Below are 26776 nucleotides of genomic sequence, written 5' to 3' on the forward strand. Positions count from 1 at the left end.
TGCTTTCCCTTTTCTTATAAAAAGAGTATACTAGATTAGAACGTATGTTCTTAATAATTACATACAGTAAGGAGATAGAACAATGGTATACGACACAAAAGCAATTTCTTGGAATGCATCTTTAAAACAACTTCAACGCCGCTATACAAACAAACAAGTTGACCGAAAAGAATTTGAAGATATTGAACTGATGGAATTCTTCCGCGATAACGACTACATTCCTTTACCTACACATATAAGCGGCCTATCAACAACACGTTTTACTTCTTACTCTATTTTCACAACTGAAGATAAAGATCGTAAAGTTGGCACACTCATCATTGAATATGTAGAAAATGACAATGATATTTTATGTGTTGAACAACTATACTTCGTTTAAATCACAACGCTTGGTCAAAATGATCAAGCGTTCTTGCTTTCTATGAATCTCATTGCTTATAATATAAATAAAATACAAAATATTGCTTTCGTTAAAGGAGGGCATACAATTGCTTGAAGGATGGTTTAGTTGGTTTATAGTCGTTTGGACTGTTGTATTATTAGGGCTTATGTCCATTGGTGGATATTTCATGTTCAGAAAATTCCTAAAACGGTTGCCAAAAGAAGACGGTATGTCCATTTTGGATTGGGAAGATCACTATATTAATAAAACAAGACACTTATGGGCTGACGAACAAAAACAATTGTTAGAAGAACTAGTAAGTCCCGTTCCGGAATTATTTCGCGATGTTGCCAAATCAAAAATTGCCGGTAAAATTGGGGAACTTGCAATAAAGGAAAACGCTCCAAAAATTACACAAGATTTAATCATACAAGGATATATCGTTGCCACACCGAAGCGCGATCATAAATTTTTAATTAAGAAACTACAAGAAAAAGAGATTGATTATTCTAACTATAAAACTTTACTTGCAAAGTAAGCCCATTATTCCTTATAAAAAAGATTGCTATTTTATAGCAATCTTTTTTATAAGCTCAACTTACAGTTACTGATTTTGTAGCAATTAATCTCGCTTTCGCTAAATCTATCTGTAACCCTACAGCACTCGTATAAATCGTATCACCAGTACCTGTAATATTTACAGAGGTATATGTTGTATTCGCAGCAATTCATCCTGTTGCATTTATATTTGCAATATTAGATTCGGCTCAAGACACTTAAGCTAAGCGAAATTTCGTCATTAACATTCCACTTTCATGTTGTATCAGTACCATCAAGTGGAGTAATTGTTAATGAAGGAACGTCTCCTATACGATCCAACCTAATCTAACTTAGCCACCAATTACCGGTGATAAAACTTCAAACCAAATAGTATTCCTTATATCGGTCCATTCGTAACGTCAAACTTAAATTGCTTCTTCGATGGTCGACAATTTATACATCACAACTAGAATTGAGGAAGTTACCTTTCAGTGATTAACAAAAAACAACGTCTAATCAGACGTTGTTTCTTTATACATATAACACTCTTTACGTTAACTTCATATCTTTTTCATTATAAAAACCATCTTCTTTTTCCATTTCCTTCTGTAATTTCGTAAAGGAACGGTACATTGCAATTCTCCATGAAACAATCATTGCAAACGCAAGTAAGAAGAACATACCGCTAAGTTGTCCTAAATCAAGAGATTGACTTAAGTATGTTTTAAACACGATACGCACGACAAGTAATCCAATTAGTATAAAAACAAATGCTTTTGAACGCTTCAAATAAATCTCTTGTCCTCTAATTTCAAATTTAGATGTTTTAATAAGAAAAATAGAGAAAAACAAACCGACGCCAATTGCTTCTAACATTTCTGCTGGAGTTAATCGAAATTCAGGAAAAACAAACATCAACGCTCCCGTGCTCATAAAAAATGGGGGAAGTATAATTTTTTTCAATGTTGCAGGTTTCTTAGCTGCTTTTAAACGAATAAACATCGCACCGACAGCCATACAAACAGCAACGATACTTGATAACAGAACTATGTTCATATTTTCTCATCCTTTTTTGTGGCTATATGCAAAATATAATTTTATTATATGCTTTTCCGTTAGTATTTCCAACATTTTCACAGAATAATACTAAAAACCGGTAAAACCACCAAATAAACTTGAGAAATATACGATAATTTTCGTCATCCAGTTAAAATATAGGAAGATACCCATGACAATCATAACGTATCCTCCAATCTTCATGAATTTCATACTATTTCTTTTAATCCAAGACATTTTCGTAATAAAGAATGAAAGTACGAAAAACGGGATAGCAAACCCAAGTATGTATGCTATCATATAAATCATTGCTGATTCTGGATTTGTTGCTGCTAATCCAATGACAGACACTAAAATAGGTCCAGTACAAGGCGTCCACCCTGCAGCAAAGGCCAACCCAATTAGAACGGATCCAAAATAGCCACTCGGACGATTTTTAAACGTAAATTTACGGTCTTGCATTAAAAACTTCGGTTTAAACACACCGACAATAATAAGACCGAACACGATGATAAATATACCACCTAACTGTCTAATTAAATCTTTATAATTTGTAAAGATGCCTCCAATAAAACTTGTACCAAATCCAATTGCAATAAAAATAATTGAAAAACCAAGTAAGAAAAACGCTGTATGTATCATACTTCTTTTGCGAAGCATTGCATTTTCTTCTTTCAATTCAGAAACCGACATACCTGTTATGTATGATAAAAATGCCGGATAAAGCGGTAAGCAACATGGGGATATAAATGATAAGAACCCAGCTCCAAACGCTAAAAAAATACTAATATCTTGCATTATTCCACTCCTCTCCTCTTCAATATTGTAGCAAAAACAATTGAAAATACTATGGACATTTCATGAATTCACTTTTCCAACATGACAATAAGAAAAACTACCCTTTCACACACTTTCTAATAAAACGTTTTCATTCCCTTCTATTATATAGAAAAATCTCAATTGAATTATGAAACTCTTTCTAATTGTTACTAACATAACAAAGGTTCCACAGTTTCTCAAATGATTAGCACATTACAATTGACTTCACACCTATTGGCCTTAAAATTTTTTTTCAAATGCTATCTTTATACAACATAAAGCTGATTTTACAATACTTTAATTATTATTAATTTCAAGATTATGCATAAATATCATACTTTTATTATTATTCTATAAAATTTTGCACTTTTCTTTCATTTGACCCTTCATTTTTAATTTTGTATACTTCCCTCTAGTTATATATGTCCGTTACGGAACAATTTCATATAGATGGGAGGAATTTTTCATGCTTCGTTATTCTCTTTTAGTTTTATTAGGAGCGTGTAGTTATGGGGTTTTAGCTATTTTTGTTAAACTTGCATATGCAGAAGGGTTTTCACTTGGAGAGGTAATTGGTAGCCAGTATTTGTTCGGTTGGATTATTTTACTTGCTATTACACTTCTATTTTCTAGACATCGTGTTCCACTAAAACAAATGTTAATTTTATTCTTTGCAGGAACGTCTGCAAGTTTTACTGGAATTTTTTATTACGCTTCTTTAAAAACTGTACCAGCTTCTATTGCAATTATACTTTTATTCCAGTTCGTTTGGGTTGGGATTATCATTGAAGCAGTCGCAACAAAAACATTACCTTCCAGAGAAAAAGTTATTTCAGTAATCTTCTTACTTGCAGGTACATTTTTATCAAGTGGGTTATTAGAAACATCAGCTGGTGATTTCGATACGACTGGAATCATTTTAGGCTTATTATCTGCTGTTACATTTGCAACATACATTTTCGTAAGTGGGAAAGTTGCCGTTGAAGTACCTTCATTAACACGCGGTGTCCTTTTAATGGCTGGCGCTTTAACTTTAGTCATGATCGTATTCCCGCCAACATTTATTTTTAACGGGGCGATCTCTCAAGGCCTTTGGAAATACGGCTTAGGATTAGGAATATTTAGTATCGTTATTCCGTCCATTGCCTTTACAATTGGCATTCCAAAAATCGGTTCTGGATTAGCAACTATTCTTGGTGCAGCAGAACTGCCAGTTACAACAATTATGTCTGTATTCGTTTTAAAAGAAGCTGTGCTATCTTCACAATGGATCGGTGTATCACTTATTTTAATCGGTATCGCAATTCCGCAAATTGCATACGCAATGCGTGGACGTTATAAAAAACAGCATACTCATAAAAAAGTTGCCGCATAAAACGAGAGAGGATTTTCATTTGAGAATCCTCTCTTTTATTATTGTATAATTAATACAAATACTTCACTTAAGAAAGAGGGCATAATAAGTGGCATCTATTCCTGATCAATTAACAGAAAAACTTATTTCCATTCGTCGGCATTTACATGAAAATCCAGAACTATCATACGAAGAATTTGAAACGACAAAAGCGATAAAAAATTGGTTAGACGAGGCCAATATCACTATTATTGATTCCAATTTAGAAACAGGAGTTATCGCTGAAATTTCTGGTAATAAAAACGGACCGGTTGTAGCGCTTCGTGCTGATATCGATGCCCTTCCTATCCAGGAAGAAACAGACCTTCCATACACTTCAAAAATACAAGGTAAAATGCATGCTTGTGGGCATGATTTTCATACAGCTGCTATTATTGGTGCAGCCTATTTATTAAAGGAAAAAGAATCTTCTCTTAACGGAACTGTCCGCCTTATATTCCAGCCAGCTGAAGAAAGTAGTAATGGCGCTTGCAAAGTTATTGAAGCTGGGCATTTACGTGGCGTGCAAGCTATTTTCGGTATGCATAATAAACCTGATTTACCAGTAGGTACAATCGGTATTAAAGATGGGCCACTAATGGCCGGAGTTGATCGATTTGAAATTGAAATCCATGGTGTTGGTACACATGCAGCTGTGCCTGATGCCGGCGTCGATCCTATCGTTGCATCATCTCAAATCGTTATGGCACTTCAAACGATTGTAAGCCGAAATATTAGTTCTTCTCATAACGCTGTCGTAAGTGTAACAAACATTCATTCAGGGAATACGTGGAACGTTATTCCCGAAAAAGCAATATTAGAAGGAACTGTCCGTACATTCCAAGCTGAAACACGTGAAAAGATTCCGGCATTAATGAAACGTATCATTAAAGGCGTTTCTGATGCACTAGGTGTAAAAACAGAATTTCGATTTTACCCAGGTACTCCTGCTGTTCAAAACGATAAAGTACTCACTGATTTTTCTATTCATATTGCAGAGAAAATGAATCTAAACGTTATCTCTCCTACACCATCAATGGCTGGAGAAGACTTTTCTTTTTACCAACAAGAAATACCAGGTTCATTCGTCTTTATGGGAACAAGTGGTACACATGAATGGCATCATCCAACTTTTACAGTAGATGAAAAAGCATTGCCTATTAGCGCAGAGTATTTCGCCCTATTAGCCGAAGAAGCTATTCATCAATTATTACAAACAAAAAGCCGTTAAGTTACCCTTAACGGCTTTTGCTTATGCTGTTAAATCTCGTTTTATAAATACAGTATAGGAAACCCCTAAAAATACAGCTAAGTATAGAAGAAGCATACAAGAAGCAAATGGGAATGTTACTCCATCAATAAAGCTTCCACCCTTTAAAAGCCCATATAAATCTGTATTCGCTGGTAATAAATATTTCGCCCATTCATATCTTGCTGCCGGAATTAGCGCTATTCCCCCTGATAATGCAAGAAATAAAGAAATCCCGATTGCACCTCCGCTCGATCTCGTTAAAACGGAAATCATAAAGGCAAATGCAGCATACACAAGAGTTGGTAACCAAGATAAAATATAATATTTACTTGCTTCTACGAAAATATTTTGTTTTATTATATTTCCATTTTGAACGACAAATTCAGCCCAAGCTGGTTGTTGGAATTTATAAATAATCAACCCGCATAATACGGAAAAAATCATATTAAATATAAATAATAATGCCGCAAATATAACGATTGCCAAAAACTTAGATGTTAAAATTTTAAATCGGCTCGCTGGACGAATTGTTAAAAATTTATATGTTCCCCAGCTATATTCATTCGCAAAAATCGTACTCGCATATACGAGAATAAACGGAAGTAAAATTGGAAATACGATAAAACCTGTATCTCTCATAAATGAAAGCGGAGAACTACTTGCTGGCGCTGTATTCGTATCTAAATGCTTCATTTTAAGCTGGTATTCCTTTACAAGCTCGTCTCCTGACTTTTCTGTTAAAATATCCTCTTTTTTCATGCCGAGCTTTTTCTCAATTTCTACAGTGCGTTCTGTATAATCCGCTTTCCACCCTTTTGTTTCTGGCTCTAAATATTTTACCGTAACCCATCCTAATCCAATAATTAATACCGCAATAACTGCAAAAGGAATAATCGTTCGCTTTCGCTTAAATATTTTATACAGCTCGTTATAAACTAAATTAAACAATATCTTTTCCTCCTGTTAATTCTAAAAACTGCTCTTCTAGCGTTTTTCTTTCTTCATATACACGATAAACTTGAATGTTTTTCTCCATCAATGTACGAAGAATATTTGGAACTTCTTCATCTTTCACGTTTATAATTAATTCGTTTTCTTTTACTAAAACATCGTATTCTAAAACCTCTGCCGCTTTATTCGCATCATCTACACGTATATGTATTTCTTCTGTTTCTTCCTTTTTATCACTTTGAATATTTTGTGTTGCGACATATTCTCCATGCTGAATAATAATAACCCTGTCACACATTAATTCAACTTCTGAGAGTAAGTGACTAGAAACAAGAACAGCTTTTCCTTGTTCATGCGCAATTTTCTTTATGTACATCCGCATTTCATGTATACCACTAGGATCTAATCCGTTCGTCGGTTCGTCTAGTATTAATACATCTGGATTATGTATAAGTGCCTGAGCAATTCCTAAACGCTGTCTCATACCGAGTGAATATGCTTTTACTTTACGGTCAATTACTTGTCCCATTCCTAACAATTGCACTACTTCATCGATACGCTCTTCAGTCACATTCCCATTCATTCGTCCGAAATATGTTAAATTTTCATAGCCGCTTAAGAAAGGATAAAATTCTGGTGTCTCAATTACAGCACCAATTTTCGCAGCAGTTTTTTCAAATTGCTGTTTTACAGATTGACCATCAATCCATACTTCTCCTTCTGTCATACGAATCATTCCGACCATCATTCGCATTAATGTCGTTTTTCCAGCACCATTTGGTCCTAATAAGCCAACTACTTCACCTTTTTTCACTTCAAAACTAATATTTTCTACTAACGTCTTTGAACCAATTCGCTTTGTTAATCGATCAACTTTTACGATCGCTTGCTCATTTATCATTCCATACAACCTTTCTTCTTAACTCTTTTTTTCAGTTCTTCCCACTGTATCATGATTAATAACATGTGTAAAATGAAGAAAAAGCCATGATTTCTCATGCCTTTCTCCTCGTTTCATATGACTTTTCACCCTTTAACCTTTGTGTAAACCTACAACATTGCCACATTGATATTATAATGACAGTTATCATAACAACTGCTGTTATCACTACCGCATACATCGTAATCGGTGCATTGGTTATCCCTTGGATTCCTACTGCTTTCATAAAAATAATAATAAATAATTTCAAAAATAACATACCATGAATTAATCCGAAAACAAAAGCTCCTCCGTAAGTTAATAATTGCTCCTGACATAATAAACATAACATTTCTTTTCTTGTCATCTTCACTACTTCATACGATTTAAACTCCTCTCTTCTTACCTGTAAAAGAGAGGTTGTCATTTTATATGTAACGAAAATACACACAAAAACTATAAATAGAAACATAGCATAAAACCACTTTACAAATATAGGTGTATATTCCGCTTTACTTATTATAGCTTCATTGAATCGGAATGATATCATAAAAAAACAAATCATTGTATTCATAGCAATCCACATAAATTGTTTTAACCTTTTGGTAGCAAATATTTGTATATTTTTTCTCGCTAACCGAAATAAAGACATAATCTCCCCCTACCTTACTTCATAACATACGCATTCTATACTACTAGTGTATAAGAATATGACATTTTAAACATCGCACTTCAATCGGAATCTTTACTAAGCCTTTAGTCCTAGAAACCAAGCATATTTACCTCTTTAGCATTGAACAAAAAAACAAAAAACGGAAATGCACTTTAGTTACATTTCCGTTTTTTGTTTAACGAGGTGAATCTTTATATAACTTAATTATCATGACTACCTTGTAACTTCATCAACTATTCAGCCTTCGCATCTTCCACTTCAATCCTTTTTTTCTCTCTTGCAATTTTCAAAAACTCTAACAACTCTGGATTGTTATTCATTTTTTTATAAGCCACTGACATTTCTGCAACAAAATTAGAATCACATAACTCTTTATATACAACTTCTGTTTTATACAATTTATTTGCGGATACAGGTATTACCGTAATTCCAATACCTGCCGCTACAAGCCCCATAACAGTTTGATACTCCGTTGCTTCTTGTACAATGTGCGGACTAAAACCTACATCACGGCAAAGCGATAAAATTGTATCATATAACGCTGGCCATACTGGTCTCGTAATAAATACGAACGGTTCATCCCTTAAATCTTCGATATGTATTTCGTCCTTTTCAGCAAGAGGATGTGCCTTCGGTAAACATAAGGTACACGAAAGTTTTTGAATTGGTTCTAACTCAAGTAATTGCGTCGGAATTGGCGGACGTAAAAATCCAATATCAATTCGATTATCATGAAGTGCATGCACCTGATCTGGTGTTGACAATTCATGTAATGCGACAGACACCCTTGGAAATTTCTTTCTATACTCCCTGACGATTGACGGTAAAATATCATATATCGCTGCACCTACAAAACCGATTGAAAGTGATCCTACTTCTCCCCTTTGAGCACTTTGTGCGACTTCTACTGCTTTTTCAATTTGTTCAAACGCTTTTTTCACTTCTTTTAAAAACATTTCTCCAGCTTCTGTTAATTCAACCTTTCTCTTCGTTCTTGAAAATAACATAACTTCCATTTCTTTTTCTAATTGCTGAATTTGTTGACTAAGCGGGGGTTGTGTCATTTGTAGACGAGCAGCCGCTCGTCCAAAGTGCAATTCCTCTGCCACTACAACAAAATATTGCAAATGCCGTAATTCCATTTTGGACACCCTTTTCACTTTCGATTAATACATCTAATATATTAATAACATATAATTTATATATTAGACAAATATTTCGAATGAACGTATAGTAGAAATTGTTAATTATTTTTTACAATTTTTATGTAAAAAACAAAGAGGTGGTTACTGTATGAAATGGTGGAAGTTAAGCGGACAAATTTTATTATTATTTTGTTTCGCTTGGACAGGTGAATGGATTGCAAAACAGGCACACCTCCCAGTTCCAGGAAGTATAATCGGTATTTTTTTATTATTAATCTCGTTAAAATTTAACATAGTGAAAAAAGAATGGATACAAGACGGTGCAGACTTTTTATTAAAAGAACTTATTTTATTTTTCATCCCTTCTGCAGTCGCTGTCATTCGTTACAAAGATACATTATCACAATATGGAATCGATCTCATTTTAATTATCGTGATTAGTACACTTTGTGTCACTCTAGTAACAGGGCTTTTAACAGAATTGCTATTAAAGCGGAAAGGATCAACACAATGATCGGCTTTCTTTGTTTACTATTAACACTATTCACATATTGGGTATCTAAAAAAATGTATCAACGCTGGAATTGGAGCTTACTTTCTCCCCTTCTTGTATGTCCAATCATTTTAATTGCTTTATTACTCGGATTAGACACACCGTACGAAACCTACGAATCTGGTAGTCATTGGCTAACAGAATTATTAAAACCTGCAACAGTTGCTTTCGCATGGCCAATCTATAAATATTTTGATCTATTAAAAAAACATGGAACTGCTATTTTAATTAATGTCATTGTCGGTTCTTTTCTATCTGTTATTACTTCCGCACTATTAGCTAATTTTTTTCAAATTGACTCTACAATAGAACAAAGTTTAGCACCGCACATTGTAACAACACCTATTGCAATGGCTATTTCAGAAATGATTGGCGGCATGTCACAATTAACAGCAGTTTTCGTTGTATTAACTGCCTTAACTGGAGCATTACTCGGTCCTACACTCATACGCATATGCCGTATTAAAACAGCGCTCGCAAAAGGTATAATGCTAGGTACTAGCGCGAATGGAACCGGAACATCAAAAGCATTTGAAATCGGCCCTGTAGAAGGTACAATTGCAAGTTTATCAATGCTTTTAACAGCTGGAGCTAGTTTAGTTATCGTTCCACTTTTCTTATCGTGGATACACTAAAAAAGCAAGTATCTACACACTTGCTTTTTTATTTATATATCGGCATATTAGCTCATAATCCTCCGGAAAAGCTAACGATAATTTTCCAACTTCATGTATCCCTTTCCAATCAATCTCATGTATTAACTCATCCGGATCTTGGATTTTCATATTACCGCCTATTTTTTTAACAAAGTAATAATGAACATACACCGGAATCCCATATGTAATACCTTCTTTTTCGTATATTTTATTTACAACCTCCACATTGTAACCTGTTTCCTCCCAAACTTCTCTGATACAACATTCTTCTAGTGTTTCTCCCTTTTCAAGTCCTCCACTTGGGACAGACCATCTTTTTTCTTCCCCTTCTTTTCCTTGCAATACCATTAAAATTTCATTTCCTTCATTCATACAAATAGCTGCCGTACCTATCCATCTCTCCATATACATCCCTCCCCTACTAAAATTCGTCTTCTTTTTTATTTCCCCTTTGAAAAAAGAGGAAATAAGTAAAAAGATGCCGAAAGTTTACATCAACTTCATGAGCAGTCCCTTCTTAGAAATTCAAACCGGAAGGATGAAATTATGATTTCTAAATATGTTGTGGAATGTGTTTTTTGTGAAGAAAACCGAAAACCTCGGCAAGCCGTTGTCACAGTGCCTGCTACTTCTCAGCTACTAGCCATTCAAAAAGTACGAGCTGAATGTAAACGTCGCTTCGGAAAAACTTTATTATTGCAAACAGAAATTAAAGAAGGCTTACTCATTGAACAAAAAGAAAGCTGACCATAAATTGGCCAGCTTTCTTATCCGATCATATTTTCACATGAAGATTAGGGGCATCCTCTTTAAGGATCGGGATTTACCCATTATGTGCGTTCCATAATGGTCATCGAACAATATATTTCTATACAATAAACTATTGAATAGAATAGGGCAAAACTTGTTCGCATTTTTAGAAAAGGGATAGGGATATAATTCAAGTAATACTTCGAATACTCGAACTTTATACTCATTATATTAAAGCAAATCCTTTTATATGAGAAATATGAATTACTTACATAATTCATTCGTAAAATATATTAATAGATTTCTATATATTCTCTTTAATCTACTAACAACATACATCCAGCTAATATTGGTGTCATAATCATCGAAAACCTTAGAAGCATGCGAGGTGCATAATTTGTAAACTTAGCTCCTATATATGCTCCTAACATTGTCCCGATTAAAACTTGTACTAATAATACATAATCTAAATACCCTTCCGAACTATATCCAAACCCACCTCCAATTGCGATTGGTAATATAACGAGCATTGTCGTCCCTACAGATTGACGGATTGTTAAACCTAATAGAACCATTAATCCGAGTTGGATAAAAGGTGCTGAGCCAATACCAAATGCACCTGCTAAAATTCCAGTCACCAATCCGAGGAATATACATTTAATCACGTTATCTTTCGAAAGTTCTTTATGCCCTTTTAAAGACGACTGTGATCTTTTTTGAAACATAATCAACCGAATAAACATAAAAATTGCCGATAAAAATAACATACCAGCTGTAAACCAATGCAACAGATGTGCTGGTATTAACGAACCAAACTTTGAACCAATATAGGATCCAAACGCGCCAAATCCCCCAACAACTCCGCCTATTACAAGCACAACATTCCCTTCTCGGTAATGACTTACTACTCCAGATAATGTCGTAAATGCCATCGCAGTTAAAGATGTTGCAAGAGCAACATGAATAGGGATATGGAATACTAGAGTGAGTATCGCGATGATAAATCCTGCTCCCCCTGCTCCGACAAATCCTAATAAAACTCCCATTAATAACATTGTTATAATAATTGCCACATAATTCCCCTCCAATATCCCAATTATCTATCATATACACACTTCTATACAAACAAAAAGCACCCTAAGCGGATGCTCTGACTACTTTTCTTTATTGATAATATGTATTTAATCTTGATTAATTAAAATAACAGCTGGACCAGAAACAACTACTCCGGCCACTTCTATCTTTTCAAATTCCATCACTGTAATAGATATAACCCCTTCTCTTTCCATCAATTCCTTACTCAGGACTTCAGTCGGTATTGATTTCACCGTCCTACCTCCTTTTCATTTTATACAAAATTACAAAAAACTACCCAATGCATCTAAATATATGCATCACCTCCGCTTTCATTCCTTATTCCAGTCAAAATTCACATCCCCTTTCTATAACATATTGAAAAATAAAAAAGCACTCGCCAAAGCGAATGCCTTTCCATTATTTACTCTCTATTACTTTTAACATTCTATTAATAAATGCTGCCGATTCCCCACGTGTTGCAGAACCTTTTGGCATAAACTCATTATTCTCATTCCCTTTTACAATACCTAACCCATAAACACGTTGAACCGCCTGTTTATCATACGCTAAATTTTGATCCGTAAATGGTAATGAAACTAAATTACCTTTTATATTTTTGTATTGCAATGCACGATCAATCATAATAACAGCTTCATCACGTTTAATCGTATCATTCGGAGCAAATATATCATTTCCTCGTCCACTTATAATCCCAGCACTAGCTGCACGATTAATACCATCTACTAACGATGGATGGGCTGTGCTTAAATCTTTGAAATTCGATTTCCCCTCTGGTAATTGCAATGATCTTGAAACTAAATTCGCAAATTCACCACGTGTTACAAGACGTTCTGGCCAGTAAGAACCCTTCCCGTCTCCAACCATAATACCTCTTTTATCTAATTCACGAATATCTGCTTCATACCAACCGCCAGTTATATCATCTTTATGATTCGTATCATAATAAGCTTTCGTTCCCTGCAAAAATGGCTCCCACGCATTATTCCTTATCATAATGGCCGGACAATTCTTTCCGCTCCAAAATTGATGTTTTTTCACATTTTCTAAAGGAATATTTAACTCCCCCATTAAATAGGCTGCTAGTTTGCGAGCATTTTCCACAGCTTTATTATAATCACCATCTTGATTGACAGCAATTTCAATTGCAATTGATTCTCTGTTACCAGTTCCTTCTGCTCCATCTCCAGCATGCCAAGCATTTTCATTTAATGGTAGATGTTGATAAATTTCTTTATCATCTACTGTAAAATGCCAAGATGCTGAACGATCAGTCGTTCCTGTTGCTTGGCTGTATAAATATTGTGCATGGTTTCTAGCATTTGCTCCAACACTATAATTATCTGTCTCATGAATTGTAATGTATTTTGGTTTCATCGCATAACCTGGACGAATATTTTCATTACCTGTTGGTACAATCATTTCCTTTAATGGTACACCGTAAATATCCGTTGTTTTCTCTTCTATTGGTGCAGTATACATAACCGCTGCACGTTTCGTACGAGTTGGAGTTGTACTTTGAATAAGAGATGCTTTTGTACCCTCAAATTTTGCTGAAGGTGCATAAATCCATTTCACCTCATTATCTATTTGGACTTGGAACCACTCTCCAACTTGTCCAATTGCAATAATTGTTTGCGGTTGTAACACTTTCTCGTCTTTATATGAATTAAATGGTGCGGAATATGTAGCTGTCTCTTCATTAATTACTAATTTTTCGTTTGCCAAGTGATAAACTTCCTTAACCTCTACATTTCCTTCACTACTTTGTATCCACCCAGCTCCAGATTCTGTTTGTATATAGTAAGCGTTTCCTTTTTGTTTTTCGGCTTTCACTACTTGATTAGAAAGCTGAACACCTGTCGCTTTTTGTAACTCAGCAGAATCAAATAAAGATGCTGAGCCTATTATATGTACAAAAAAATCTCCTTGTACTTCATTTGTTATTCCTTTGCTCTCTCCACGTCCATCTTCATCTTTCATATGGCTTTCAATACTTTTTAATGCTTGCTCGTCTGTTGAAATCGTTACGGTCTTTTCTACTGTGTCGGCATAGGAAAAACTTGGAATCGTTACCATACTAAATACAATTGATGCAGCTAAAACATTATAAAATTCTTTTTTCATACTAATTATTTAACACGTTTATATCTTAATTCGTGTTAACTTCCCTCCCTAATCTAAAATATTTAAGGCTATCTAGCAGACTTCTAAACTAAATAACCCTTTACAATATAACAAACTCTATCTCATTCGTATAGATAGGAATGACTACTATTTGCCTACTTTTTCTATATTGGAATATAGAAAAGAAGCTATAAAAGATATAGCTTCTCCTCTCACTATTTCAATCTCGTTGTACCTTATACTCTATAACTCTACCATCTTTATCAAATTGCAAAACAAGACATTCACTATCTATAGGAATGAAACCACGTTCATTCCCAAGATAGTACAAAGTAGTAATTCCCTCTGCCCAACTTCTCGTTTTCATAGGGGTCCCTAACAATTTTGTAATTTCCTCGTTTGATTTCCCTATCAATTTATGCTCCTGTAATAGGTCATCTACCATATGTACTCGTTTTTCTTCATAATTTAACCACCGATCCTGATTAAAATTTGAAGTGTATTTATTTATACTTAATTGTACGGTGCATACTAGCAATGGAATGAAACCCACCATAATTATAGTGAACAGTTGTTTCTTACCTTTATCACGTCTTGCCGAAACATGTAAGATAGACTTTTGAATAATAACTAATAAAATAAAAGGCATTACTACCACCAAAATACTCATTACACTCAATGGCACATGAACCATATCTATAACAAAGATAAACACAAGATACATTAATATATACAAACAAAAATAAATGTACAATATTCCCCACAATATAGAGCTTTTACCTTTCTCCACCTAACGCACCTCGCTATTTACACACTTCAAGCCTTGCTCTGCTAATTAAAGTTTCATTTCGAAACATAATTCATCTGACCAATCATATCTCTAATCTTTCTTAGTTCTTGTGCTGTATATATTACTTTACTTGTTAAAACTTCATTTCTGAAAAACGTTACAATTTGCTCTCTATCTTTAAATCTCGGCAATTCTTCATTAGAAAGATCAATAACTTCTTTTCCACTCTCATTTTCAAAATATACAATTGGTTTTACTTTTTCCTTTACAATATCTACTTGCATTTCTTCCAAACAATTATATAAAGTTTGAGATAGCATTTTCGCTTTATACGCTGGATTCCCTTCATTTCTTACTTGCAAAGTTAATGAAGTTCCATCCGTAATAAATTCAAATGTCTCTTCTTTTTCAATTTCATATTGATACTTACCAATTTCCTCAATCATAAATGAATATATACCCGCATTTTCTCTCGTTAAGCCATGGATTAATTTCCCTGTCCATTCTTTCGTCTCAAGTAGATAAATACCAGCTTTACATAAGATAAGGTGATGAATTCGATTATCATTTATGTCACGTTTATCTCTATATTTATTGCGTATCATAAAAACGTTCGGTATAATATGAAACTCTTCTTCTAGTATTATTCCTTGCTCAACGAAACCTCGCTTCATATAATGTAATGTTTCATGCGCATTCACTTCAGCACCATTTTTGGTATATTCTCGTAAATCCGCAATTAAATTTTGAAACATATGTATTTCACTACTATGCTTATCTTGCATTTCACTACGTTCTTTACTATGTTGAACAGCCAATTGATTTTTCATCATACGCATATTTTCAAGTTCTCTAGCTGTATTCACTTGTAAATCATTATATTTTTTCTGTTCCATATTCTTTAAAGTATCCTGTTGTTCTTTATGCCCTGTAATCGTAGCTGCAATCTCATTTTCATACGTTTCAATCGCTTGTTTCTTTTCAAACTCTACTTGCTGACTCTCTGATTCTAACTGTTTATTTTTATAAAACAGTACAAACACTACAGCTAATAATATTAAAATCCCACCTATTAGCACATACTCCATATTATTACTCCTTTATTTCATTTCCGATTATTTTTAAACATATATCAATTACATTATACTATGCTATCAATATATACTTTGTAAAAATTATATATTTTTCATAAAAGGCACCTCAGTCGAGATACCTTTTAAGTTCACTTTATTGTACACCATACTGAATATAACTTGAATCATAGTATACCCATTGATTTGTCCCTAAGCAAAGCCATCCATCTAGCTTACTCCATACTCGATATGATTCACCATGATGTAACTGTCTTATAACATTCCCGTTTAATGATGGAGCATCTCGCAGATTCACATTATCACCAGTAATAGTTGCTACATAATGTTTATACTGAATATAACTTGGATCATTATATACCCACTGATTTGTCCCTAAGCAGAGCCATCCATTTTGTTCTCCCCAAACTTCATATGATTCGCCACGATTCAATTGGCGAATTACACTAGACTGTAAAGATGGTCCACTTCGTAAATTCACATTATGTCCATTAATTACAGCAACTCCGTATACTGGAGTCGCATTATTAGGCGTGGAAACATTACCTCCACCACTTGCTCCATTTCCTTGTAAAGCTTCTAATGAAACAGCTGCTGATACATCACAATTTCCTACACCTGAAATTTGACCAGAATCTGTGTACTGCCATGCTGTCCACTCTGTCCATCCACCAGCATCAGCAGGCGGTATACTAGAATATCTGGAAATCCATAGTGGAATGTCACTTAACCCGCTAATTCCAAATTCATTAATATACCAAACTCCTGTATATAACATTACATTTTTCCCAGTAGCTTGTTTCACATAATTTACGAAACTTCTTGCCCAATTCGATATAGTCGCACCCGTTAAACTACTATTGCTAGTATCCGCTGGCGATTCTAAATCTAAAACAGGGATTAAGTCCGTCTGATTACTCTGTAATATATTCACAAAATATTTCGCTTCTGAAATTGCATCATTTTGTTCTGGATGAGCAAAATGATATGCACCAATTAATACATTCGCATTTCTCGCAGCTTGTACATTTTGAACGAAAGTCGGGTCAATATAGTTCACACCTTCCGTCGCTTTTGCGTACGCCGCTGGAATGCCAGATGACTTCACAGCATTCCAATTAATGTTTCCTTCCCAATGAGACACATCAATAAACGTAATATTTGAACTGGATCTATTTTGCATATAAAAGCTCCTATCAAATTTTGTTATTCTATATACAATATGTACAACTCTAGTTAAAGGACACGACAAACCTCTCACATATTTCGAAAATTTTATTACATTTTAATATCTGAGAGAATAGAAAAAAGACCTTGTAATTTTACAAGGCCTGTTGCAAACTCCCTTTATTTTGTAGCAAGTACATATTGTAGTAAAGTCCTTGTTTACTAAGTAACTCTTGATGTGTTCCGCTTTCTACAATTTCCCCTTCATGCATAACAAATATTTGATCCGCATCTTGGATTGTAGACAATCTATGCGCAATCGCTATCGTTGTTCTACCTTTTCGCATTTGCTGCAATGCCGTTTGGATAGCCTCCTCTGTTTCTGTATCAATATTTGCCGTCGCTTCATCTAACACTAATACTTTCGGATTGGTTGCTATCGTTCTAGCAAAAGCAATTAATTGCCTTTGACCACTAGAAAATGCAGCTCCTCTTTCGACAACTTCTGTATCATACTGCTCTGGTAATTTTTCAATAAACGTATTCGCTTGCACAAACTTTGCCGCTTCCTCTATCTCTTCATCCGTAATCTCTTCATTATACATACGAATATTTTGCTTTACATTTCCAGCAAATAAAAATGCATCTTGCAGCACAAGACCAATTTTCTTTCGAATTTCTTGTTCTTCAAACTGCTCTAAATCTACTCCGTCTATTACAATATTTCCTGATTTAATATTGTAAAATCTCATTAATAAATTCATAATCGTACTCTTTCCGCTACCAGTATGCCCTACGAAAGCAACCGTTTGCCCTGGCTTTACGTGAAAAGATACATTTTTTAAAACATCACGCTTTCCATCATATGAAAAAGTAACATCTTTAAACTGAATTTCCCCGTTAGCTACTCGTGGCTGTTCACTCCCCATTTGAACAGGAGCTAAATCTTTATCATCCATTAAATGAAATACACGCGATGATGAAACAAGCGCTTGCTGGAAGAAAGATAGTTTCATCATCATCTCATTTACCGGCTGGAAGAAACGATGAATATAGTTAACGAAAGCATATAAAACCCCTACTTCAACAGGACTCTTTAAAGCATCGATTCCGAATAAACCAAGTACTAACGCAATTGCTACAATATGAACAAGATCTGTTGCTGGACGTAAAAGTAATGCATCTAATTTCAATGTACGACGTCCAGCACTAAAATGTTTATTGTTCACTTCTTCAAATTCTTTTCTCATCCGCTTTTCTTGCCGGAACACCTGAACAATATTCATACCTTGAATGGACTCATTTAACTTTGCATTTAATATACTCAGCTGATTACGTACCTCTAAATAAAAAGCTGCACTTTTCCGTTGATACAACACCATAATTGCAAACATTACCGGAATTAATATGAGCGAAAATAGCGCTAATTTTACATCTAATAAAAACATCGCTACTAAAATCCCTACTAAAAAGACTACATTTTTCACGAATGTTGATAGTACACTAACATAAAAATCCTTAATCGCTTCTGTATCATTCGTTATGCGAGATACGAGCGTACCAATCGGCGTACGATCAAAGAAGCTTAATGACAATTTTTGAACATGTTCATACACTTCAACTCGCATATCTTGGACAATCTTAAAAGCGATATTTTGAAAGTACAATAAGTCTAAATAAGTAAATAATACTTTTAATAAATGAGCAATAATATACACTACAAATAGGGTTACAAGTGCTGATTGTTCAAAGTTACCTGGCACTAAGTGTTCATCAAGAAATTGTTTAATTAAAAAAGGACCCATCATTTCAGTTACAGTTGCACCAACTAGAAATAAAAATGCTAACGCCAATAACCCTTTATAGGGCCTCATATAAGAAAGCAACCTTCTTAAATCACTCCGTTTTTTCTCAGCCATCATACGCCTCCTTTCTCTACTAATGCCTCTAACTGCTGGCTTTCGTACATTTCTTTATACCAACCATTTTCTTTCATTAATTGTTCATGTGTCCCTCGCTGCATAACCCTACCTTCATCAATAACAAGAATAAGATTTGCATGCTGAATAGCACTTAAACGATGGGCAGTAATAATCGTCGTTTTCTCTGCCCTTTCTCGTTTCAATGCAGTTAAAATAGTTTCTTCTGTTTTTGCATCTACGGCTGATAAACAATCATCTAATATTAAAATTTCAGCATTTGTTAATAATGCACGCGCAATAGAGATTCTCTGTTTTTGACCTCCTGATAGTGAAACGCCCCTTTCACCTACTACAGTGTCATACCCTTCTGGAAATTGAAATATATCATTATGAATACAAGCAATATCAGCAGCTCGGCTAATTTCTTTATATGTAGCATCGGCCTTTCCAAAAGCAATGTTCTCCCCAATACTCGCTGAAAATAAAAAGTGATCTTGCGGTACATATGAAATTGCAGAACGCACACCGTGAAGTGTTAAATCTCGAATATCCCGCCCCCCAACTTTTAATTCACCATTAAAATGATCATACTCTCGAATTAAACATTTTAATAACGTCGTCTTCCCTGCACCGGTACGCCCTACAACTCCTAATGTTTCACCTTTTCTTAAGTTAAAGTAAATATCTTTTAAGTTTAATAGTTCATTCTTTTTATAAGAAAACGAATCAACAGCAAACGAAACATCACCACTTGCTATAGTATTTATAGCATTGTCCCTATTCACTACATCTGAAGTTTGTGAAAGTATTTTCTCCACACGATCATACGAAGCACGTCCACGCTCCATAATATTAAATAGCCATCCAAACGCTAACATTGGCCATACAAGTGTCCCTAAGTACGTTGTAAATGTTACTAATTCCCCTACAGTTAATTCACCTCGTACAACTAATAATGATCCGTAACAAATTGCGATCAAAAATGAAAATCCGACAATTAGGGAAATCGTTGGATCGAATAACGAGTCAATACGTGCAACTAGCATATTTTTATGTACGACATCTTCAGATTTCTTCCGAAACGCTTGTAAATCCTCTTTCTCTTGTCCAAGTGAGCGAATTACCTTCATCCCACTCATACTTTCTTGTACTTTATCATTGATTTCAGAAAACGATTGCTGTGCCTTATGAAATCTTCTATGCAATAAAGTTCCATAATAATTTGTAGAAATAGCTACAATTGGCATCGGAATTAAACTTAATAACGTTAACTTCCAACTAATTGTAAATCCCATCGCTACGAGTACACATCCTCCAACAGCTAATGAATCAACGAGTGTTAAAACACCGGCCCCCGCAGTTTGCTGAATCGCCTGAATATCATTTGTCGCATGTGCCATCAAATCGCCTGTGCGACGTGATTGATAAAAGGATGGGCTCATCTTAGTAAAATGTTCATATAGATTCTTTCGCAGTTGACGAGCTAGTTTTAAAGAAGATCCAAAAATCATAATACGCCATAAGTAACGTAATATATACATCGTAATTCCTACAACTACTAATAGAATAACCCAGTTCAACAATTTTTCAGACGTTAATGTTCCATTATTAATTTCATCTACTACAATGCCCAGTACTCTTGGCGCTACAAGTTCAAGAAGCGCGACACCAAATAACATAATAATTCCGATTATGTACGCTCGTTTTTCTTGCTTAAAAAACCAAGCTAAATTAAAAAACACTTTCATATTTATCCTCCTCCCTTAAAATGAGCGATGTTTTCAGTTTACCAAAAACACAGAATTTTTAAAAGTTTTAAATATCTTTTATAACCAAAAGAAAAGGGCACTCGGTAAGAGTGCCCTTTGGCGCTTATTTCGTTTGTTGCTTGTTCATCGCGCTCATCATTTGATTGATTTTCTTTTGGGAAGGTTTTTGTCCCATTTGCATCATCATCATTTTTAACATTTGTTCGTTAATTGGTGGATTTTTTTGTAAGTAATTCATCATGTATTTGCGGGCAATGAAAAATCCTAACGCCACGCCTGCTACTAGTGCTACTACGCCCACTAGAATACCTAACCACATTGGCATATCTTTTCCTCCTTCATGTTGTCTACCTTACAGTGTACTAAAACCTTTTCAATAAGACAAGATACTATTCGACATTTTTTACACATATGTTCGTACTTGTTTGAGAGGATTTAACCAACCGTACTTTTTATTTTCATAATCCATCGCTAAAAATGTTAACTCACACTTTCTAAGCACCTCAAAGAAAGTTGTTTCCATGGATACATTTCCAGAAGTATTTATTCGAATATATTGTGGTTTCACCATTATTTCTCCGTATTCGGCTCCTGTATAAAGCGTATGAGTATGATTTGTTCTTTCATATTTACCAAGAACACGCAAAGCTTGTTCTAATTTATGATGAATTTTCATTACTTGTAACGGCATCGTAATATACGTCATTTGTTTATATAATACTTTCTTCTCCGAAAGGAACCCAGATTCTGAAAATCGAGCAAATAAATCAAAAAACAAATATTCACGACCAAAGTAAGCTTTCGCAATATCCTCTTGAATTAAATACAATTCATACGTTTTCATTTTTCCCCTCCCGATCTGGACAACCTTTTCCCTACATTATATAAGAGAAGATTTGCAATGATTGTCTGACTACGGAGAGAGAAAAAACTTTTCCTGTCGAAAAAACTCAATTACATAGAAAAATCTCCCCATGCTGGAGAGATTTTTCTAAAATCATTAAAGCATTTCTTTTACTTTACGAACAACGTTCTCTACAGTAAATCCATACTCTTCCATAATCTTCTCACCAGGAGCAGAAGCACCGAATGTGTCAATACCTAGTACATCTCCATCAAGACCTACATAACGGTGCCATCCCATTGTAGCACCCATTTCAATTGCGAAACGTTTCGTTACTGCTTTTGGTAGTACAGATTCTTTGTACTCAGCAGTTTGAGCTTCAAAGCGATCCATAGATGGCATGCTAACAACAGCTGCATCAACGCCGTCTGCTGCTAGAGCTTTTTGCGCTTCGATTGCTAAGCTTACTTCAGATCCAGTTGCAATTAAGATTACATCAGCAGTTTCTTTCTTGCTTGCAGAAACTACATATGCACCTTTTGCTACTTTTTCATAAGTATCGTCTTTTGCACCTTCTAATGTTGGAAGATCTTGACGAGTTAACACTAATGCAGTTGGTGTTTTTGTTGATTCTAGAGCTAGTCTCCAAGCTGCAACTGATTCGTTACCGTCTGCTGGACGAATAACAGAAACGTTTGGCATTGCACGAAGTGCTGCTAATTGTTCAACCGGCTCATGTGTTGGACCATCTTCACCAACAGCGATACTATCATGTGTGAATACATACGTTACAGGCAATTGCATTAATGCTGCAAGGCGAATTGCTGGACGTAAGTAGTCAGAGAATACGAAGAACGTACCACCGTAAGTTTTTAAACCGCCATGTAGTGCAATACCGTTCATTGCTGCACCCATCGCAAACTCACGAACACCGTACCAAATGTTTTTACCGCTGTAATCAGCTCTTGTGAAGTCTTTTTCGTTATTCATATATGTTTTGTTAGAACCAGCAAGGTCAGCTGATCCACCAAAGAATGATGGTACAGACTCTGCAATTGCATTAATTACAGCACCTGAAGAATTACGTGTTGCTGCTTTTGATCCTAATTCATAAGTTGGTAAGCTTTGTTCCCAACCTTCTGGAAGAAGACCGTTCATTGCTGCTTGCAGTTCGTTTGCTAATTCTGGATATGCTTGTGCATATTCACCGAGCATCGTATTCCACGCAGCTTGCGTCGTTTCACCAACATCTTGTACTGTTTTACGGAAGTTGTCATATACTTCTTCTGCTACATGGAAGTCTTGTTCAGCAGTCCAAGCGTATGCTTCTTTCGTTAATTTTGTTTCGTCTACACCAAGTGGAGAACCATGTGAAGCTGATTTTCCTGATTTGTTTGGAGAACCGAAACCAATTGTCGTTCTTACTTCAATTAGCGTTGGGCGTTTTTCGTCAGCTTTCGCTTCTTCAATTGCTTTTGCGATTGCTTCAATATCGTTTCCATCCTCAACACGGATTACTTGCCACCCGTATGCTTTGTAACGATCTTCTACACTTTCAGAGAATGAACGATTTAAATCGCCATCTAATGAAATATCGTTTGAATCGTAAAGTACTACAAGACGACCTAATTGTAAATGAGCAGCTAATGAAGATGCTTCAGCAGAAACGCCTTCCATTAAATCTCCATCACCACAAATAGCGTATGTATGATGATCTACTACATTATACGCATCACGGTTGTATTTAGCCGCTAAATGTCTTTCAGCCATCGCCATACCAACAGCAGTTGCAATACCTTGTCCAAGTGGACCAGTTGTTGCGTCTACACCTGCTGTGTGACCGTACTCAGGATGTCCTGGAGTTTTGCTTCCCCATTGACGGAAGTTCTTTAAATCATCCATTGTTAAGTCATAACCAGATAGATGAAGTAGGCTGTATAGTAACATTGAACCATGACCTGCAGATAATACGAAACGATCGCGGTTAAACCACGTTGGGTTATTTGGATTGTGTTTCATAAATTGAGTCCATAATGTATAAGCCATTGGTGCTGCACCCATTGGCATTCCTGGGTGACCAGAGTTTGCTTTTTCAATCGCATCAATGGATAATGTGCGAATCGTGTTGATAGAAAGTTGTTCGATTGAATGTGACATGCTATTCTTCCCTTCGCGTATGTTAGTAAACGTTTTATACATTTATATGATAGCTTCCCACGCAAGATTATACAACATGTATCGACAAATATGTTGATGTTTTTTTGATTTTTCATAAAAAATACAGTGATTCAGGGAATGTATGGGCATTCAATATGACATACTTTTTAATTGTTTTTATTTTAAAAATAAAGATAATTATCTGTATATTTATACACATATACTAATTTCTGATATTTCTCTTTTTTGATAACCTTTAAAAATACAAAAAAGCATCTGAATTAGATGCTTTTAAAACAAATTAAATAATCCGCTTACGAATAGAACTTGAAATAAAATCAATTATAATTACCATTAAAATGATACCTAATAAAATAATTCCCACACGAGACCAATTACGTGAACTAAGCGCAAAAATTAATGGCGTACCAATACCACCTGCTCCAATAACACCTAAAATCGCAGCGGATCGTACATTAATTTCAAACCTGTATAACGTATACGATAGAAAATCCGGTAACACTTGTGGTAATACGGCATACCAAAGTATTTGAAACCGATTTGCACCCGTTGCTATTAACGCTTCCGTCGGTCCCTTATCTATATTTTCAATTCCTTCCGAATATAGTTTCCCTAACATTCCGATAGAGTGTAACCCTAAAGCTAGAACTCCGGCAAAAGAGCCTGGACCAACAGCTTTTATAAATAAAAGAGCCATAACTAATTCAGGAAATGTACGAACAAAACTAAGTACAAATTTCCCAGTTCCTGAAGTTATTTTCCACTACTCATATTCGTTGCCGCCCAAAAAGCAAATGGAACAGATAAAAAAGCAGAAATAAATGTACCTAATATCGCAATTGCCAACGTATCAATTAAACCGTGTAATAAATCTTCACCATCTGGCAAAGATACATACGACCAATCTGGGTTCAATACGCCTGTCATAATGGCTTTTGTAATTTCTCCCGCCGTATTCTTTATTCCCTCTAACGGGAATCCTGAAAAGGCCCATACATATACAACTGTAAGTGCTATAAAAATAATCCAGCGATTTACACTCAGTTTCTTCGGTTTTGGTATGATTATCATCGTTTTACTCATTATAATTTCTCCCGCAACAATGTACTTATATAATCAATTAGCAATACAACAACAAAGGTATAAATAATAATAGAAGCAGTTTGTTGATATTGTAAAAATCCAAGTGTACGATCATAATATAATCCAATCCCACCTGCTCCTACTAAACCTAGAACAGCTGCTGCACGTACATTCACCTCAAATGTATAAAGTACATAGGAGACGAAGTGCGCTTTCACTTGCGGAATGACCCCATAAACTATCCATTGCACCTTATTCGCTCCTACAGCTGTCATTGCTTCTAATGGACCTGGATCAATTGATTCAATTGACTCATACAATAATTTCGCTACGAGTCCAACGGAGAAACAAGTAAGAGCCAAAATACCTGGAAGTGGTCCTATTCCAAAAATCGCTACAAAAATAGCCGCTAATAATAAATCTGGTATTGTTCGTATAAAATTTAAAATCAATCGAGCTGGACTGTACAAAAATACACTAGTAAATACATTACTTGCCGCAAATAGTGCAAGTGGAATGGCTAAAATCGCCCCTAAAGTCGTTCCAATAATCGCCATACGTATTGTATCTAACATTGCTGTTGTAATAATTTGAAAATAACTCCAATCTGGTGGCACCATTTCCTTCAATAAATCCATCATATTCGGAAAACCAACTACTAGTTTTGAAAATGATGCGTCGACCTGTACACTACTACCCCACAACAGTAAAATAACTAAAATAACCGTTAACATATGTTTCAATTTACTCGGCGGCTTCGGTATCGATTTCGAATATATCGTCACTTCATTCATTTAGCTGCCACCTCTAATAATGCGCTTTTCTGTGCTACGTCCCCATAAATTTCAGCGAATTTTTCATCCGTTGCCTCTTCTACTAATCCATCAAAAACAATTTCACCAGCATGTAATCCAATAATACGAGTAGCATATTGCCTCGCTAAATCAATAGAATGTAAGTTTACAATTGTCGTAATTCCAAAATCTTCATTAATTTTCTTCAAATCATCCATTACTTGCTTTGTTGTCAGAGGATCTAACGAAGCAACAGGCTCATCTGCCAATATGATTTTCGCTTCTTGTGCCAATGCTCTAGCAATTGATACACGTTGCTGTTGTCCCCCTGATAATTCATCAGCTCGTGCATATGCTTTTTCTGAGATATTCACTCTATTCAGCGCCTGGAATGCAAGCTCCACATCCTCTTTCGGAAACAGACCTAACGTTGTACGCAATGTAGAATGATATCCAACCCGCCCAGCTAATACATTCTTCAGTACCGTTGATCGCTTCACAAGGTTAAAGCTTTGAAAAATCATACCAATATCTCGGCGCATGCGTCGTAATCCTTTTCCTTTTGCAGCAGTAATAGACTCCCCTTCAATAATGATTTCTCCTTCTGTGATTTCATGAAGGCGATTTACCGATCTGAGAAGTGTTGATTTTCCAGCACCGGATAGCCCGACCATTACAACAAACTCACCTTTTTGAATTTTCAAGTTTATATTATTCAATCCTTTTGTACCATTCGGATACACTTTGGAAACATTTCGAAACTCTATCACACATCTTACCTACCTTCTATGTATTATCAATAACTGAAAAACGGCAAACTAACTGAA

The 26776-nt window shown here is 35.2% G+C and carries 27 protein-coding genes and 1 pseudogene; 7 read left to right on the plus strand and 21 right to left on the minus strand.

Annotation, left to right across the window (positions count from 1 at the left end):
• Positions 1–82: 82 nt before the first annotated feature.
• A complete protein-coding gene (locus tag NSS97_RS18460) occupies positions 83–379 on the plus strand; it encodes a hypothetical protein (RefSeq protein ID WP_002033506.1) in 297 nt (98 codons plus the stop codon).
• Between the two features lie 109 nt (positions 380–488).
• A complete protein-coding gene (locus tag NSS97_RS18465) occupies positions 489–920 on the plus strand; it encodes a DUF2621 domain-containing protein (RefSeq protein ID WP_002142746.1) in 432 nt (143 codons plus the stop codon).
• 551 nt (positions 921–1471) lie between these two features.
• On the opposite strand, the gene NSS97_RS18470 is transcribed toward NSS97_RS18465, so the two are convergent.
• A complete protein-coding gene (locus NSS97_RS18470; RefSeq protein WP_002014224.1) occupies positions 1472–1978 on the minus strand; it encodes a CcdC family protein in 507 nt (168 codons plus the stop codon).
• A gap of 90 nt (positions 1979–2068) precedes the next feature.
• Positions 2069–2776, minus strand: coding sequence for a cytochrome c-type biogenesis protein CcdA (gene ccdA / locus NSS97_RS18475; RefSeq protein WP_001152684.1), 708 nt, complete (start codon positions 2774–2776; stop codon positions 2069–2071).
• A 487-nt stretch (positions 2777–3263) separates the two neighbouring features.
• Here ccdA and NSS97_RS18480 point away from each other — a divergent pair, with 487 nt between their 5' ends.
• Positions 3264–4172 carry an EamA family transporter gene (locus NSS97_RS18480; RefSeq protein ID WP_107886490.1) on the plus strand — a complete coding sequence of 303 codons (909 nt, stop codon included), beginning with the start codon at positions 3264–3266 and terminating at the stop codon, positions 4170–4172.
• A gap of 88 nt (positions 4173–4260) precedes the next feature.
• Positions 4261–5421, plus strand: a complete 1161-nt coding sequence (locus NSS97_RS18485) for an amidohydrolase (RefSeq protein WP_107886489.1) — start codon at positions 4261–4263, stop codon at positions 5419–5421.
• A 21-nt stretch (positions 5422–5442) separates the two neighbouring features.
• On the opposite strand, the gene NSS97_RS18490 is transcribed toward NSS97_RS18485, so the two are convergent.
• The 4 genes from NSS97_RS18490 to alsR all read right to left on the minus strand — a co-directional run bounded on the left by NSS97_RS18490 (position 5443) and on the right by alsR (position 9127).
• A complete protein-coding gene (locus tag NSS97_RS18490; RefSeq protein ID WP_002128553.1) occupies positions 5443–6390 on the minus strand; it encodes an ABC transporter permease in 948 nt (315 codons plus the stop codon).
• Positions 6383–7294 (minus strand): ABC transporter ATP-binding protein, encoded by a 912-nt coding sequence (locus NSS97_RS18495; RefSeq protein WP_002014392.1) that lies wholly within the window; start codon positions 7292–7294, stop codon positions 6383–6385. Before NSS97_RS18495 ends, NSS97_RS18490 begins: the two co-directional genes overlap by 8 nt.
• 94 nt (positions 7295–7388) lie before the next feature.
• Entirely contained in the window at positions 7389–7964 is a 576-nt protein-coding gene (locus NSS97_RS18500) for an FtsX-like permease family protein (RefSeq protein ID WP_044443670.1), read from the minus strand.
• 254 nt (positions 7965–8218) lie between these two features.
• The gene (gene alsR / locus NSS97_RS18505; RefSeq protein WP_002146263.1) at positions 8219–9127 is read right to left on the minus strand and encodes an acetoin biosynthesis transcriptional regulator AlsR; all 909 of its coding nucleotides are present in this window, start codon (positions 9125–9127) and stop codon (positions 8219–8221) included.
• A gap of 151 nt (positions 9128–9278) precedes the next feature.
• Here alsR and NSS97_RS18510 point away from each other — a divergent pair, with 151 nt between their 5' ends.
• On the plus strand, positions 9279–9644 hold the full coding sequence (locus tag NSS97_RS18510) for a CidA/LrgA family holin-like protein (protein WP_000872360.1): 366 nt from the start codon (positions 9279–9281) through the stop codon (positions 9642–9644).
• A complete protein-coding gene (locus tag NSS97_RS18515) occupies positions 9641–10318 on the plus strand; it encodes an LrgB family protein (protein ID WP_002128560.1) in 678 nt (225 codons plus the stop codon). The genes NSS97_RS18510 and NSS97_RS18515 overlap by 4 nt, the downstream gene beginning before the upstream one ends.
• Positions 10319–10330: 12 nt before the next feature.
• Here the strand turns inward: NSS97_RS18515 and NSS97_RS18520 are convergent, their stop codons facing one another.
• Positions 10331–10744: an NUDIX hydrolase gene (locus NSS97_RS18520; RefSeq protein ID WP_341113735.1), complete on the minus strand. Its 414-nt coding sequence runs from the start codon at positions 10742–10744 to the stop codon at positions 10331–10333.
• Positions 10745–10885: 141 nt separating this feature from the next.
• Here NSS97_RS18520 and NSS97_RS18525 point away from each other — a divergent pair, with 141 nt between their 5' ends.
• Positions 10886–11086 carry a DUF3903 domain-containing protein gene (locus NSS97_RS18525; RefSeq protein ID WP_002128562.1) on the plus strand — a complete coding sequence of 67 codons (201 nt, stop codon included), beginning with the start codon at positions 10886–10888 and terminating at the stop codon, positions 11084–11086.
• A gap of 320 nt (positions 11087–11406) precedes the next feature.
• On the opposite strand, the gene NSS97_RS18530 is transcribed toward NSS97_RS18525, so the two are convergent.
• The 14 genes and pseudogenes from NSS97_RS18530 to phnC all read right to left on the minus strand — a co-directional run bounded on the left by NSS97_RS18530 (position 11407) and on the right by phnC (position 26719).
• Positions 11407–12162, minus strand: coding sequence for a sulfite exporter TauE/SafE family protein (locus tag NSS97_RS18530; RefSeq protein WP_002128564.1), 756 nt, complete (start codon positions 12160–12162; stop codon positions 11407–11409).
• A 108-nt stretch (positions 12163–12270) separates the two neighbouring features.
• On the minus strand, positions 12271–12417 hold the full coding sequence (locus tag NSS97_RS18535) for a BC1881 family protein (RefSeq protein WP_002014405.1): 147 nt from the start codon (positions 12415–12417) through the stop codon (positions 12271–12273).
• Positions 12418–12583: 166 nt separating this feature from the next.
• Positions 12584–14311 (minus strand): S-layer homology domain-containing protein, encoded by a 1728-nt coding sequence (locus tag NSS97_RS18540; protein ID WP_002128565.1) that lies wholly within the window; start codon positions 14309–14311, stop codon positions 12584–12586.
• 220 nt (positions 14312–14531) lie between these two features.
• Positions 14532–15101 (minus strand): hypothetical protein, encoded by a 570-nt coding sequence (locus NSS97_RS18545; RefSeq protein WP_107886486.1) that lies wholly within the window; start codon positions 15099–15101, stop codon positions 14532–14534.
• Positions 15102–15154: 53 nt separating this feature from the next.
• Complete coding sequence (locus tag NSS97_RS18550; protein ID WP_107886485.1) at positions 15155–16189, minus strand: NERD domain-containing protein; 1035 nt, start codon at positions 16187–16189, stop codon at positions 15155–15157.
• A 139-nt stretch (positions 16190–16328) separates the two neighbouring features.
• Positions 16329–17375: a GH25 family lysozyme gene (locus NSS97_RS18555; protein ID WP_107886484.1), complete on the minus strand. Its 1047-nt coding sequence runs from the start codon at positions 17373–17375 to the stop codon at positions 16329–16331.
• 139 nt (positions 17376–17514) lie between these two features.
• Entirely contained in the window at positions 17515–19278 is a 1764-nt protein-coding gene (locus NSS97_RS18560) for an ABC transporter ATP-binding protein (protein WP_044443688.1), read from the minus strand.
• Positions 19278–21029, minus strand: a complete 1752-nt coding sequence (locus NSS97_RS18565) for an ABC transporter transmembrane domain-containing protein (RefSeq protein ID WP_341113741.1) — start codon at positions 21027–21029, stop codon at positions 19278–19280. The genes NSS97_RS18560 and NSS97_RS18565 overlap by 1 nt, the downstream gene beginning before the upstream one ends.
• A 124-nt stretch (positions 21030–21153) precedes the next feature.
• The gene (locus NSS97_RS18570; RefSeq protein WP_001132292.1) at positions 21154–21375 is read right to left on the minus strand and encodes a YneF family protein; all 222 of its coding nucleotides are present in this window, start codon (positions 21373–21375) and stop codon (positions 21154–21156) included.
• A 78-nt stretch (positions 21376–21453) separates the two neighbouring features.
• On the minus strand, positions 21454–21894 hold the full coding sequence (sirA, locus tag NSS97_RS18575) for a sporulation inhibitor of replication protein SirA (protein ID WP_002014415.1): 441 nt from the start codon (positions 21892–21894) through the stop codon (positions 21454–21456).
• Positions 21895–22050: 156 nt separating this feature from the next.
• On the minus strand, positions 22051–24051 hold the full coding sequence (tkt, locus tag NSS97_RS18580) for a transketolase (protein WP_016092115.1): 2001 nt from the start codon (positions 24049–24051) through the stop codon (positions 22051–22053).
• Between the two features lie 301 nt (positions 24052–24352).
• A pseudogene (phnE, locus tag NSS97_RS18585) lies at positions 24353–25155 on the minus strand (phosphonate ABC transporter, permease protein PhnE).
• Positions 25155–25949, minus strand: coding sequence for a phosphonate ABC transporter, permease protein PhnE (gene phnE, locus NSS97_RS18590; RefSeq protein WP_341113742.1), 795 nt, complete (start codon positions 25947–25949; stop codon positions 25155–25157). The pseudogene phnE (NSS97_RS18585) and the gene phnE (NSS97_RS18590) overlap by 1 nt, the downstream one beginning before the upstream one ends.
• Positions 25946–26719: a phosphonate ABC transporter ATP-binding protein gene (gene phnC, locus NSS97_RS18595; RefSeq protein WP_002033479.1), complete on the minus strand. Its 774-nt coding sequence runs from the start codon at positions 26717–26719 to the stop codon at positions 25946–25948. Before phnC ends, phnE (NSS97_RS18590) begins: the two co-directional genes overlap by 4 nt.
• Positions 26720–26776 lie beyond the last annotated feature (57 nt).

Origin of the sequence: Bacillus sp. FSL R12-0074, assembly GCF_038005725.1 — a bacterium.
Lineage (GTDB): Bacteria > Bacillota > Bacilli > Bacillales > Bacillaceae_G > Bacillus_A > Bacillus_A mycoides.